This is a genomic window from Clostridium sp. AM27-28, assembly GCF_003480955.1.
Taxonomy (GTDB): domain Bacteria; phylum Bacillota; class Clostridia; order Lachnospirales; family Lachnospiraceae; genus Otoolea; species Otoolea fessa.
The window spans coordinates 141206-152727 of sequence record NZ_QUJT01000007.1; the positions used below are offsets into that span (position 1 = coordinate 141206).

The 11522-nt window shown below is 48.5% G+C and carries 18 protein-coding genes; 7 read left to right on the forward strand and 11 right to left on the reverse strand.

From position 1 onward, the window contains the following. Positions 1-11: 11 nt before the first annotated feature. Positions 12-236 (reverse strand): helix-turn-helix domain-containing protein, encoded by a 225-nt coding sequence (locus tag DW720_RS09435; protein WP_005362423.1) that lies wholly within the window; start codon positions 234-236, stop codon positions 12-14. Between the two features lie 302 nt (positions 237-538). Here DW720_RS09435 and DW720_RS09440 point away from each other — a divergent pair, with 302 nt between their 5' ends. From DW720_RS09440 to DW720_RS16150, 6 genes are all read left to right on the forward strand, one after another. Next, positions 539-1579 carry a DUF6076 domain-containing protein gene (locus tag DW720_RS09440; RefSeq protein WP_118719090.1) on the forward strand — a complete coding sequence of 347 codons (1041 nt, stop codon included), beginning with the start codon at positions 539-541 and terminating at the stop codon, positions 1577-1579. Positions 1580-1699: 120 nt separating this feature from the next. After that, positions 1700-2401 (forward strand): ABC transporter ATP-binding protein, encoded by a 702-nt coding sequence (locus DW720_RS09445; RefSeq protein WP_118347102.1) that lies wholly within the window; start codon positions 1700-1702, stop codon positions 2399-2401. Next, complete coding sequence (locus DW720_RS09450) at positions 2394-3098, forward strand: hypothetical protein (RefSeq protein ID WP_118347100.1); 705 nt, start codon at positions 2394-2396, stop codon at positions 3096-3098. Before DW720_RS09445 ends, DW720_RS09450 begins: the two co-directional genes overlap by 8 nt. Then, entirely contained in the window at positions 3089-3736 is a 648-nt protein-coding gene (locus DW720_RS09455; RefSeq protein ID WP_118719088.1) for a hypothetical protein, read from the forward strand. Before DW720_RS09450 ends, DW720_RS09455 begins: the two co-directional genes overlap by 10 nt. Before the next feature lie 33 nt (positions 3737-3769). Further along, a complete protein-coding gene (locus tag DW720_RS09460) occupies positions 3770-5074 on the forward strand; it encodes a hypothetical protein (RefSeq protein WP_118347096.1) in 1305 nt (434 codons plus the stop codon). Beyond that, positions 5055-5654, forward strand: a complete 600-nt coding sequence (locus DW720_RS16150; protein ID WP_118347094.1) for a response regulator transcription factor — start codon at positions 5055-5057, stop codon at positions 5652-5654. Before DW720_RS09460 ends, DW720_RS16150 begins: the two co-directional genes overlap by 20 nt. A gap of 225 nt (positions 5655-5879) precedes the next feature. On the opposite strand, the gene DW720_RS09470 is transcribed toward DW720_RS16150, so the two are convergent. Beyond that, positions 5880-6026 carry a helix-turn-helix transcriptional regulator gene (locus DW720_RS09470; protein ID WP_118749567.1) on the reverse strand — a complete coding sequence of 49 codons (147 nt, stop codon included), beginning with the start codon at positions 6024-6026 and terminating at the stop codon, positions 5880-5882. Between the two features lie 267 nt (positions 6027-6293). Here DW720_RS09470 and DW720_RS09475 point away from each other — a divergent pair, with 267 nt between their 5' ends. Continuing rightward, positions 6294-6653 (forward strand): helix-turn-helix transcriptional regulator, encoded by a 360-nt coding sequence (locus DW720_RS09475; protein WP_118749568.1) that lies wholly within the window; start codon positions 6294-6296, stop codon positions 6651-6653. 178 nt (positions 6654-6831) lie between these two features. Here DW720_RS09475 and DW720_RS09480 read toward each other — a convergent pair whose 3' ends face one another. The 9 genes from DW720_RS09480 to DW720_RS09520 all read right to left on the reverse strand — a co-directional run bounded on the left by DW720_RS09480 (position 6832) and on the right by DW720_RS09520 (position 11513). Next, the gene (locus DW720_RS09480) at positions 6832-8181 is read right to left on the reverse strand and encodes a relaxase/mobilization nuclease domain-containing protein (RefSeq protein ID WP_118749582.1); all 1350 of its coding nucleotides are present in this window, start codon (positions 8179-8181) and stop codon (positions 6832-6834) included. Positions 8182-8323: 142 nt separating this feature from the next. Next, entirely contained in the window at positions 8324-8617 is a 294-nt protein-coding gene (locus DW720_RS09485; protein WP_021887817.1) for a CD1845 family protein, read from the reverse strand. Positions 8618-8761: 144 nt separating this feature from the next. Next, complete coding sequence (locus DW720_RS09490; protein WP_021887816.1) at positions 8762-9109, reverse strand: plasmid mobilization relaxosome protein MobC; 348 nt, start codon at positions 9107-9109, stop codon at positions 8762-8764. Next, positions 9106-9279 carry a DUF4316 domain-containing protein gene (locus DW720_RS09495; RefSeq protein ID WP_021887815.1) on the reverse strand — a complete coding sequence of 58 codons (174 nt, stop codon included), beginning with the start codon at positions 9277-9279 and terminating at the stop codon, positions 9106-9108. Before DW720_RS09495 ends, DW720_RS09490 begins: the two co-directional genes overlap by 4 nt. 10 nt (positions 9280-9289) lie before the next feature. Then, positions 9290-9868: a hypothetical protein gene (locus DW720_RS09500; protein WP_118749569.1), complete on the reverse strand. Its 579-nt coding sequence runs from the start codon at positions 9866-9868 to the stop codon at positions 9290-9292. 134 nt (positions 9869-10002) lie between these two features. Further along, entirely contained in the window at positions 10003-10353 is a 351-nt protein-coding gene (locus tag DW720_RS09505; protein ID WP_118749570.1) for a cysteine-rich VLP domain-containing protein, read from the reverse strand. After that, positions 10343-10528: a hypothetical protein gene (locus tag DW720_RS09510; protein WP_118749571.1), complete on the reverse strand. Its 186-nt coding sequence runs from the start codon at positions 10526-10528 to the stop codon at positions 10343-10345. Before DW720_RS09510 ends, DW720_RS09505 begins: the two co-directional genes overlap by 11 nt. Next, a complete protein-coding gene (locus DW720_RS09515) occupies positions 10525-11265 on the reverse strand; it encodes a DUF4366 domain-containing protein (RefSeq protein ID WP_118749572.1) in 741 nt (246 codons plus the stop codon). The genes DW720_RS09510 and DW720_RS09515 overlap by 4 nt, the downstream gene beginning before the upstream one ends. After that, on the reverse strand, positions 11262-11513 hold the full coding sequence (locus DW720_RS09520; protein ID WP_118749573.1) for a DUF4315 family protein: 252 nt from the start codon (positions 11511-11513) through the stop codon (positions 11262-11264). Before DW720_RS09520 ends, DW720_RS09515 begins: the two co-directional genes overlap by 4 nt. Positions 11514-11522 lie beyond the last annotated feature (9 nt).

The window sequence follows — 11522 nt, forward strand, 5'->3', positions numbered from 1 at the left end:
ATACCTCACGCTTATTTGTCGCTTCCCGGTACGGTTTCGGAGCCTTTTGCCATCCATTCAAAGAAAGCAATTTTGCTGACCTTGATAAGCCTCCCCCTGCGGAACGCCGGAAAGCCGGGGGTGTGTACCAGCTCATAGGCGCTCGCTCTTGAAATTCCCATAATCCGCTGAATGTCCGCCACATCCAGAACCAGCGGTAAATCCTCGTAGCTGTTCAATCTCTTTTTATCGTTCATTCTGTTCCTCCCATAAATCAAATAGGTTAAAATGCTTCCTGCTGCCGCTCTCCCCAAAAGCCGTTTTCCTGCCCCATTCCTGCGGTGTTTCCCTGCATTGGTGCGCCGGATGCGTCACTTCTCCTGCCGGTCATATCCTTTTTGGACGGTCATTCACTTGTCAAGGTACTGTGCGGTACGAAATTACCAACCGCAATCATCATAGCGTACTATCCTTGACAAAACAATGATTCTGCGATACCATGAGTGTAACTGATATAACTGAATTATATAATTACCATAAACAAAGGCAGGGGATAGGGATGGAGAATCAGTTTATACGGCATGAGCCATGTTTTGAGAGGATTTTGTTTGTCCTGACGCTGGACAGGAAGAAAATGAAAGAGCGGATTTTGATTGGGGAAGAACAGCAGATCCGCTTCCGGCTGAACGGGAGCCAAAACGCAGAGGTGCTTTGTGATATGACACGCCCGCTGGGAACTTTTTTGATAAACTTTGAGCGTGACACGGACAGAGATTGGAACTTATACGGGCTTTCTCCGCTGCGGCAAGCCCTCCACTCCAACCGACGGAAACAGCCGGAGCTGGAGCAGACGGCAAGCGAATTTCTCTGGGGAAAATATCTTAGCAATGACCCTCTGAAAATGTATGTGGCGTTCCGTATCTGGAACAGCTATCTGCTTGCCAGAGAACCCCGTGACCGTAACGCTGCCTGTGACCGCTTCATGGATAAAATGAGCAGCCTGACCGGGGTATTCCATAACGAAGCCATGAGCTTTGACAGGGAGACAGGAAAACCGAAACATTTTCAAGCTGGCAGCCTTTATTTCAAAGGCGCACCGTCAGAAGATACCCGGCTTGACCTCTGGTTACCGGACAACCGGCGCACAGAAGAATGTGTGTCTGCCTATGCGTCCCTCTACCCGTTGATTACCTATTATCTGAACAGGCTGAATGACTGGGGGCTTTGCTTCCGGCGGTGCAAGGTCTGCGGGAAATATTTTCTGGCAAAGAGCCAGCGGTATGAGCTGTGCAGCGACAAGTGCCGAAAAGCACAGGCACTTCAAAACAAGCGGGAATTTGACGAGAGGGCAAGAGAAAATAACTATGACCTGCTTTATAAAAATGAATGCCAGAACTGGCGCAACAAAATAAACCGGGTAAAAAATACCGCAGGCTTTCCGGCTGACCGTCTGGAAAAAATACAGGCTGCCTTTTCCGACTTTAAGAAAGAAGCCTTACAGAGAAAAAAGGCTGTAAAAACAGGAACGGCCAGCCCGAAAGAATTTACGGACTGGCTGTATCAGCAGAGTAATGTAATTGTGAAGCTGACTGAATACTAAATTTTTTCTCGTTGTGAGGTTTCTGTGACATTTGCCTGATGGCAGTATCGAAATTGCAGTAATTACTCATGCAAAATGCTTCTTCGTTTTATACACTATACCTATATGGTGGAGCACCAAATGAAAGGAGCAAAAAATATGTCTGAGATTCAAAATGCGATTGAAGTAAAGAACTTAAAAAAAGGTTTTGGTGGCAGAGTTTTGTTTGAGAATTTTAGCCTGAATGTAAAAGCAAATACAATCCATGCGATTATTGGCCCGAACGGTTCTGGAAAGACAACACTGCTACGCTTGATTACAGGGGTATACCAGCCAAATGCAGGGACAATCAACATTGCAGGGAAATATGCAATGGAGCTTGAAAATGACTATCTGTATGAAGAACAGACTGGTCTTGAAAATTTGAGAATTTTTGGGAAATACTTTGGATTTGAAATAAATGATCGTTCAGACAGTTATTGTACGCAATTAGGATTGACCGAGCATTTAGGAAAGCGTGTTAGCACTTATTCTAAAGGAATGAAAAGAAAACTGTCCCTTTTGATTGTGATTATGATGGGACGGGATATTCTGCTCATGGATGAACCAACATCGGGTGTAGACCCCATATCCAGAGTAGAAATCCGTAGTTTGATAGAGGCTCTAAAAGCTGACGGAAAAACGGTTATTATCACTTCACATGACCTTAGCGAGATTCAAAAGTGCGCTGATGATGTATCTATGATTAAAAATGGCAGATTGCTGTTTGATAAGGGTATTCAAGAAATGCAAGGACAATCATTGGAAGAAATCTTTATTAAGGAGGGCAATCGGTATGAGTAACATGGGAAAAGGCGCAGTCTACTATCTTACCAGAAGCAAAAGCCTCCTAATTGATACTGCGATTGTTGCCATTCTGGCAACTTTTATGAGCTTTGCAATGCAGATGGACGCCTTGCAGTCTAAGGGAGAGGATTATTTAGTCTTAATGCTCTATGCGGTTATTTTGGGTCTTACCTCCCTGCAATCCGGTGCTATGATTGTAGATTTGACAGCAAAGGATAAGTTAAGCCGGAGAATTGAATTTTTTGCAGCTTCTGGAATTGCGGTAAAAGAGATTATAAAACAGTATTCGGTACAGATTTTCCGCTTTTCTGGTATTATCCCGTTCTTTGTTTTTATGAGTTGCTATTACTTTACCGACTGGACAATGAGCTTTGGGCGGATCGTATGCGTTTATCTTAGTATTCTTGTACTTAGTTTTTGTGAGATTGTCGCTTTGAATATCATTGTACTGGATGTGAAACGAGTAAAACTGTTCAAAAATGTTCTGTTCTTTGGTAATTTTGCACTGGTTTATTTGATTGCGATGTCGGCAGAACGAATTACAGAGCTTGTGAATCAACATCATATAGGAATTGACTATTTGATTATTGTGGTTGATGTTGCACTTTGCATGATGTTTGCACTATTAAGTTTCTTTAAGACTCGGCACATGAGCAACGAAACAGTTATCAGGAGGGATGGCGAATGGGTTTGATAACCTTAAACCTTAAAAGGGTATTGAACTGGAATTTTATATTTATGAGTGCGGTAGCAACTATCTTCGGCATAATCTCTCTGATGAACTTTGGGGATATTTCAGAGAACATTGTATTTGGCGTTGATATAAAGTATTTTATGCTTGATGGCTACCTGTGCTTATTTATCTTTTTTGCCGGAGAAATAAGCAAGGATATGTTGCAGCAAGAAAAAATTACAAAGAGAATAGAATGGAAACTTGCTAATGGTATTAAAATCTCAAGTATTGTTAAAGAGAATCTGCTATCACTATGGATTGGAACGCTGATTCTTTTGTTTCCTCTGCTTTTGATGATTTCCATTCGTCTGCCAAACCTTATCTTGTTATCAGGCACCTATTTTCTGATCCTTAGCATATTGTATTCGGCATTTATAAATGTTTTGATTCTCTGGATTAGAAATATGAACTGGTTTAAGAGTATTCCTATCTTTGCAACACTGCTTCATATTTTGCTGGTTTTCTTAAAATGTGGGATATTTATGAAAACGAATAATGTGTGGGTGTTGCTACTATTTTCTCCAGTGAGTATAATAGTTTTGACTGCGTGTGGTTTATGTCTGATGACTAAAGAACGGATCGTATCATCATATTACTAACATAATGAATTTTAGCTGAAAGGAGGGGGGTCTATGCAGGATAAACGCTTCTATCCGTATCTGTTTCTTCATGCGGGTATTGTGACTTTATGGGTTATATTGGATAGAACACATAAAGGAATTGCGAATGACGGAGCCATCAACTTATTGTCGATTGCCGTCTTGCTTTGTTATTTCAATCTGCTCTATCTACATGTAATGACATCACGGCGAAAGGCAACAATATCTGAATGTGGCTGGAACCTGCTTTCTGTTTCCTTTATTGCGGCGCTGATGTATGATGGATTTTCCACCTTATACACGGGTGCATTTCTGGTTTTTGCATTGATTATCGGAATAATGCTGGTAAGAACTGACGCAAGCCGGGGAAAAATGGTTCGCTTGCTGTTTGGAATTGCGTCTATCATACTGTCGTTTTTCAATTTCCGAATTCTACCTGCGGTAACTATGTTAATTGGAATGTTCGTGGGAATTTTCCTTGATTATAAATATATAAATTTGAAACAGGTTAATATTCTTCCGATTGCCCAGAGGAAAGCAAGATATGTCCTTGTTTTCATGATTCCTTTGCTTACAATCGTACTTTATTGCTTTGATTTGTCCACCCTGCAAGTCAATGTATTTTTTCAGCTTATAATGCTTTTATTTGAGGCTTTTGCTGTCATTCATCTTGGCGACATGGAAGCTCGTTACAACGAGCTGACAAAGTATTATGAATTAACGAACTATATTGCAAGTGAGAGGGAAGATTTTTCAATGCTACTTCACAACGATGTGCTTCAAGATATTGGAGGTGCCAAAAATCTTCTGTCGCTTCGCTCACCAGCTATTGATGAAACAAAAAGGATATTATCTGATTTGGAACTGCGAATAAGAAATATGATGAATTTCTATTCGTCTAATATCTTTTCGGGGTATGCTTCATGGGAACATATTGAATATATGCTTGACGCCATTAAGAAGCTGTACCCAAAGAAAAATATATTTATAGATTTTACCATTGACAGCGAAGCAAGGATTGCTTTGAAAAAAGATAACAGTTTGGAACAGACTATGCAGATAATCAAAGAGCTTGTCAACAATGTTTATAAACACGCTGCCGCTACTTTTATCCATTTGGAAATCGCGTTAAATGAAGAAAGTAAACTCGTAATTACCTGTCAAAATGATGGAGCGAAACCAAATGACATTGAAAATATTCTTTCTTCCAAAGGTGGCATGCTGTTCTTGACGGTGTTGATAAATGGGAATGGTGGTAACATTCAGTATTTAGAGAAAGATGGTATTTTAACTGCAACGGCAGTTTTGGGGAGAAAAAATGAAGATATTACTATTTGATGACCACAGGATATTTGGAGAGAGTTTAAGCAAACTTCTGGAAGATTGGGACGCAATCTCAATCTGTCACTATGTAAGTAATGAAACAGAGTTTTGGAATATTCTTTCCGTAGACGAATGGGACATTGTATTATTGGATGTTAACCTAAGAGATCAGTCAAAAAATTCTGGCATTGACCTGATAGAAAAAATATATAACAAAAACCCAAAAACAAAAGTGGCTATGCTATCCTCTTATGATATGCCGGTTTATAGACAGGAGGCACTTAAAAGAGGTGCTGTAAGTTATATTGACAAGTCGGCTTCTGCTGATGAACTGGTAAAAAAACTTACAGCTATTAGTAAAGGTCACAAATCCACTACGCCCCCTTTATTAAATCCCCTGACAGATCGTGAAGCGGAAATTATTAAGGCGATTGGAACAGGGAAAACAAAGCATGAAATAGCTCAAGAACTGTATATCAGTGAACGGACACTTTACAACCATATCCAAAGCATCTATGATAAGCTGGGGGCTAAAAATGCTATCGAAGCCTATAACAAGGCTATTGCACTTGGATATATCACACCCTTAATATGAGTTTAGGCAATAAGAGGGACAGATATATCAGAACACAAGTGACAAGTATGCACATTATGTAAGCAGATGGCAAAAACAAGTATCATTGAACGACTTCATCAAAACAATAAAGAAAAGCTGGGAGCAAAATTAAGTCTGCTTCCAGCTTTTTTGTATTTGTTATTGTATGTGGTTGACTAAGAAATATTGTTTAAGCGTGAGTTTGTGATATTGGGTGTGGTATCTTTAACTATGGGAATGCCCCGTTTCCCATTTGCTTACAGCCTTATCAGATATACAGAGTTGTTCTGACAACTCTTTTTGAGTGATTCCTTTTTCTTTACGAAGTGCGGCGACAAATGCGCCAAATTTCTTCTTGTCAATATTGAACATTGATTTTGACCTCCTGTGATTGCTAAGAGCATTATCGCTCTAACGCTGCCATTTAGCAACCGAATGGCAAGCGAGTATATCATTTTGGATGTTGAATGATAGTAGAGTTGAGATATTTCTTTCGTGAAAGGTACACTATTGTTTATTTTATCATTACAGTATCACAAGTTCAACTGTGTACATAAAATGAAAAATGAGTACGAATGAAATGTAGCACCGTTCAAATACTATCACCCGAAATGTAAAATTACATTAGGTGGTGATGACATGAAGAACGAAAAGAGCGAACGCAAATTTGATTTTCGTCCGATGGGGCTTGCAATCAAGAAAGCCCGCGAGAAGAAAGGCATGACACAGGAGCAACTGGCCGACATCATCGGGCGGGACACTCGTACTGTCATGTACCACGAAAACGACGGTCAACATCCGAGCTTAGATATTTTCTATCAACTGGCAACCATGTTCGACCTGTCAGTAGATGAATACTTCTACCCCGATATGAGCGCCGATGAAGCCGCAAAGAAGCGGATCAACATTCTGCTTAATTCCCTCAGCGAAAGTGAGCTGCGGCTCGTCGAAGGAATTATCGACGCAATCATAGAAAACCGTGGAACGGAGGGAGCGTAAGAAACGGCGCTGCCTCCGTTTTTTCGCGGAGTTTCCGGGGGAGCGCGTTAGCGGCAAGCAAGGCAAGTGTATTGACACTTGCAATTTCCGCGCTGCGGAAATGCTTGTTGGGGTGCCCCCAAACCCGCTGGACTTCTGGCCACCGTGACCAGAAGAAACATTGTCTGCGTCGCCGTCCCTAACGGGCCTGCTCCTTATTGCGCTGGTTGTCCGTCAGCCCGCGCAGGTGATCCACGCTGCCCTTGACCGCTACCAGCTCCCGCATATCCTGTTGAGCCTTGCGGTATTCCAAATAAAGAGCTTTTTTCCGCGCTGCCAGTTGGCGGCGTTTTTCTTTTAGTACGTCCATTTTGGGGAGCTTCTCGCCGCCCAGCAGCTCGGCCATTGTCGCCTTGGCCGCCCGGTAGTCGGCCAGCTCCGCCTCATGCTCGGCAAGATATTTCCGGCTGTACTTTGCGGCCTTATACCCATCGAACACAGGGCGGGTCTTTGCGTACTGCACTACGGCGGCCATCAGATCGGACACACGGGAAAGCTCCGCCTCGGTATGCTGAATGTCCCCGGCCAGCGTGTGAAACCGCTCTGTGGCGGCGTCGGTCTTTACGGCCAAATCGTCATATTCAAATAGCTGGTGCTCTTTCAGATATTGCAGCGCGGCAGCCATCTGTTTGAGGTTATACACCTTGGCCCAGCGTTCATAGGCGGGGCCTTTGCCCTGACGCATCCTCTCCTGAATATCGATCAGCAGATTGACACGGCGGGGTGCGGGCGCTTTCCGCGCCGTGGCCGTTCGTGTGGGAGCCTTGCCGTCAATGACGGCCTGCACGTCCTCGGGGCCGTAGCCGTCCCCCAGCGTGGCCGCCCGGAAACGGGCCGCCCGCTGTTGCCCTGGCACAAGGAATGAGATCACACCGCCGCGCCCGTGCTTGACCTGTATGCCTGCCGTTTCCATGCGCCGGAGAAAATCTGCGAAGTCCCCGGGGCGCTCCGTCAGGGCCGCGTCAATGGCAAGGCGAATCTGTTCTTTCTGTGAGAGCTTTTGATTTTCGCCCAGCCATTGACCGTAGTGCAGATACCGTCCCTTGCTGTGGAGCTTGGGATTTGCAATCACGGATAGGTCGTGCTCCAGACATACCCGGTCAGACAGCCGCCGCAGGGCGAACGAGGAGCCGATGAAGTTGCGAAACTTCCGGGAGCGGTCATAGGCGGTGGAATTGTAGTAGATGTGATTATGAATGTGCTCTTTGTCTATATGGGTACAGACGAAGAATTGATACTTGCCCTTTGTCCAGCGCATCGCCGTTTCATAGCCGATGCGGTTGGCCTCCTCCGCCGTCACCTCGCCGTGAGGGAACGCCTGCCGGATCTGGTAGCACAACGCCCCGTGTCCGGCCCTGCGGTCAGTTTCGCCCTGGTACTGATTTTTGACCAGCATGAACTCGGCGTGTGCCGTGGCCGGATCGCAGAGGTAGGAGGAAACGGCCCCCAGCTTCTCCGGGTTCAGGCCATAGTCAAAGCGGTCTTTCAGGCTTTGCAGGGCCGTCCGCTTATCGGCCCGCTTGTGGGATTTGAGGTAGGTTGTGGCCGTAGGCATCCCTCCTTTCCATACGACAAACGGCGGATGGGATCAGCCGCCGTTTTCTGCATCTTCTGGCCACCGTGACCAGAACTCAGCCCATGATGAAGCCCCGCAGGGAGCCGTTCAGCTCGTCCAGCTTGGCAAGCAGCCATCCGGCCAGCGCAGGCAGGCCAAAGGGTGAAATGGCAAACGCCATCAGCAGCCCCGCGATCCCCGTGGAAATGTCTTTCTCCACAAACAGCATCAGGACACTCAGCAGCCCCAGCACCGACGCGAGGATGGAGAGCAAACCAGCGGAAAGACTCAGCAGGAACGAGAGCACGGCCACGAGCAGGGTCAGCACCAACACAAAGGGAGCGGCAAGGATTTTGAATATAATCCGCATAGGGGGGTCCTCCTTTTTCCTGTATATGTCTATTATAACTCTGAAAAAATCGGCACTCAAGGATGTCCCGGCCCTCCGCACTTCTGGTCACGATGACCAGAGGTGCGGACAGCCGGGGAACGGCGCGAGGCCGTTCCCCCTGTGTCACATCGTTACAATGGCGGAGAGCTGGGCCAGCAGATCAGACAGCGGCCCCCACAGATCGGCATAGTCCTTTTGCAGACGCTTCAGCTCGTCCGGGTACAGGCCGCCATAGCTGTTGGCATGGATGGCCGCCTGATTGAGATTGTTTGCACAGCGCCGCTGGAGCGACACAAGCTCCTTGACGGGTTCAAGGTCAACGTGGAGCACATAGCCGCCCAGCGCCATTTTTCGGATATAGGCGCTCATGTTGCGGATGCCCGCCTCGGCCATGCGCTCCCGAATGACCTCCAGCTCGTCAGGCCGTACCCACACATAGATGGGGACGCTGCGGACGCGCTTCTTTGTCAACGCTCCTCACGCTCCCGGCTGCGGCGCTTGGGCGGATGTTCCCGTACCTTGTCCAGCGGCTTATCCTCCGGGGGCGGCACAGGCAGATTGTTGATGATGCCGTCAATCTGATTATAGTTCTGCTCCATAGAAAGCTCGGCGTTCTTGTTGGGATTGCGTTCCTGATCCATAAATGTCCTCCTATCTGTCGCCCCGGTCAGGGGCATTTTTCTTTGGGGCAGCTTGGCCCCGGTCAGCCTCGGCCTGCTTTGCGGCGGTTTTCATCTGTTCCCGGATCGAACGGGGCCTGTCGGGATTGTCAGGCGCAGGCCGCAGCTCATAGTCAGACGCCTGCCGTTTCGTCAATGGCCGTGTGTAGGTCAAATGCCCCCACGCCAGAAATGATTCATTTTCAACCGGGACGCGCTGATCGTAGTTGACGATCTCATCCGGGGCGTTACGGGGCGGCTTGGGGAATGTCCCAATGTCCACAGGGCGCTGGGTAGAGTAATACTTGTAAAGGCCGGGAGCCTCGACCTGCCTGACATCGACGTTGTAAAGGCGCTGGTATTCCTGCACCCGCGCCGCAAAGTCCTGTTCCAGAGCGGCACGGTCGCTGCCGTAATGCCCCCATTCATACTGCCGCTGGCCGTCCTTGTCGTCATAGCAAGCCCATGTGACATAGGGCGAGGGAGCGGTAGGATGATGCCCCAGCGCAAAGCCCCTGCCATTTTCCAGCATGACGGCCTGAATGATCTCATAGCCTTGGTTTTTGTCCATACGACCTCCTTTCCAAAATGTTAGCAATATCTCTGCAAAACCGGGCGGGGCTATGAAATCATACGCCCCGCCCATGAAGCGGCCCCGGAAAGCCCTACAATTAAGGGTGTTTTCCGGGGTCAAATGCTCACAGCCTACCCCCGGTATTTCCGCATATAGCCGCGCTGCTTCTGCCGCCTTGCAGCCCCGGCGCAGGCCGGTGAGCAATACCGCTGCCGCCCGTCCGGGAGAAAGGCCCTGCCGCACACCGGGCAGGGCCGGGTTTCCACCACGGCCTCCACGGTCAGCGACCTTTCCAGCACGGGATCAAGGGGCAGCACCGCCGAACGGAAATAGCGGCAATAAGCGCCCGTCCAGCATTTCCCCAGCATATAGCACTCGCAATCCAGCGGCAGACAGCCAATGTCTTTGTCATAGTTGGCGCACCAACGCTTCACAAGGGAGCGGATCGCCGCCTTTTCCTGCCGGGTCAGTTCACGGCTCATGTTTGCCCCCTGTCTTGGGCTTGAGCTGTTCCCGGTAGCAGGACACGCAGCCGATCCCATGCCAGTAGGGGCAGCCGTCGCAGCGGGAGCCTTTGGGCGGCAGGTTGGGCGGAGCGCCCTTAAAGTAGCTTTTTTCTTTCATAAAGTCCTCATAGGGGCTGTCGGTAAACCTCATTCTTCACCGTCCTCGTCCCACGGCGGCCCGTCATCCTCGGGAGCGGTTTCGTCATAGTCCTCCGCGCCGTCATACTCGCCGCCGTAGTCGGCCTCGGACTCAGCGGCCCGCTGCTTCTTGGGACGGTAGATTTTGAAGTACCAGCCAGCGCCGCCGCCAATGACCACCACGGCCAGCGCCAGCAGAAGCATACCGCCGTTGCCCGTGGCCTTGGGCTGCTCCGGCTCGGGGTCAGGCTCCGGCTCTACCACAGGCGCAGGCTCGGGAGCCTTGCCCTGGCACTCGCTCATGTTCACGGCGCAGACGGTGCAATCCGTGTTGATGGCACCAACGGCGCATTTATTGGTACAGGAACACTCCGGCAGCTCACCGCCCGCCGCCTGCATCGCCGCCAGCAGGTCGGCCTCGTCCACCATGTTCAAAAAGTAGGTCTGATACTGCTCGCCGTCCTCATCGGTGGGCTTGTCATAGTCAATGACGATGTAAAAGGTGTTGCCGTCGCTGGTCTGCACCGTGATGAACTGCTTGTTGGTGGCCTTATCGTAGAGCAGGTCACGGGTCACAAGGTTGCCGTCCTCGGTAAAGCCCTCGCCGGGGTCAACGGTTTCGGCGGGCAGCGGCTCCACCGGGGCAAGGCCGTCCCATTCCTCGCCGCCTCCGGCGTAGGCCGTGACCGCCATACTGCCCATGAGGACGGACACACAAAGCGTTATCAGCAAAAGCCGCAGTTTTTTCATTCCGTCACCTCCGCCTGTTCTGTCGGCTTCTGGCCACCGTGACCAGAAGCGCCGCCCCGAAGTTGCTGGAGCACCAACGGCAGATCGGCAAGGGAAATACTCATGCCGCGCACGATCTCCACGATCTCGCTGTTTTCCGCCTCCAGCTTCTTTTGCTCCAATTCTTTGAGCCGTGCCTGCTGCTCGGCAATTTTGGCTTTGACCTTTTCAATCTCGGCCTCAATTTTTGCGCTTTTCGTAATTGCCATATCAAAAAA